The 980-nt window shown below is 75.7% G+C and carries 1 protein-coding gene; it reads left to right on the top strand.

Annotation, left to right across the window (positions count from 1 at the left end):
* Nucleotides 1-873 (top strand): lytic transglycosylase domain-containing protein (locus HW577_RS25625; RefSeq protein WP_198378901.1); only part of this gene is annotated, 873 nt, incomplete at its 5' end.
* Between the last annotated feature and the right edge of the window lie 107 nt (nt 874-980).

The raw sequence follows: 980 nt of genomic DNA, 5'->3' as shown, positions 1-980 counted from the left end.
TCGCGCTTCGCCGCCGGCGCCGACCTGCCGGTCGCCTTCTACGGGCAGCTCGCGGCGCTGGCGCTGGGGGAGGATGCCGCGCGCGTCTCCGCCCGCATCGCGGCCGCCGCCGTTCCCCCCGTGACGCCGCCGCGCGCGGCCGATTTCGCGGCGCGGGAACTGGCGCGCGCGGTGCTCACCCTGGCGGATCTCGGCGACCCGCGGCGGGCGCGCATCTTCCTCCTGCGGCTCGAGGACCTGGCCAATGACGGCACCGACCGCCGGCTCGCGGCGCGGCTCGCCAACCATATCGGCCGGCCCGATCACGCCGTGTGGGTGGCGCGGCGCGCGGGTGCCGCGGGGGACATGATCCTGCCCGAAGGCTGGCCGGCGCCCTATCGCCCGCCGGTGACGAGCCCCGAGCCCGCCATCATCCACGCCATCACCCGCCAGGAGAGCAACTTCGACACCGAGGCGGTGAGCAGCGCCAACGCCCGCGGCCTGATGCAGCTGCTGCCCTCGACCGCCACGCTCGTCGCGCGGCGCATCGGCGTGCCCTTCCAGGTCGCGCAGCTCACCGCGAGCCCCGAGACGAACATGCGCCTCGGCGCCGCCTATCTGGAAGACATGCTGGCGCGCTACGACGGCGCCCTGCCGCTCGCCGCCGCCGCCTACAATGCGGGCCCCGGGCGCGTCGACCAGTGGCTCGGCACCTATGGCGACCCGCGCGGGGCCGATGTGGACGTGCTCGACTGGATCGAGCAGATCCCCTTCACCGAGACGCGCAACTACGTCCAGCGCGTGATCGAGAACGTCGTGGTGTACCGCGCCGCCGACCCCTCGGCCGCGGCGCGGGAGCATCCGCTGGCGCAGTACCTCCGGCCCGCGCGGTGACGCCGCGCCGGATCGAGCTGTCCGCGCGCGACGGGCTGCGGCTCGCGGCGATGGAATGGCCGGGGCCGGCGGCGCGCACGCCGGTGCTCTGCCTGGCCGGCATCTGC

The sequence above is a fragment of the Neoroseomonas rubea genome (genome assembly GCF_016106015.1).
Classification (GTDB): domain Bacteria; phylum Pseudomonadota; class Alphaproteobacteria; order Acetobacterales; family Acetobacteraceae; genus Neoroseomonas; species Neoroseomonas rubea.
The sequence above is the reverse complement of the archived record's forward strand: the minus strand, read 5'-3'. Positions and strand labels throughout refer to the sequence as shown.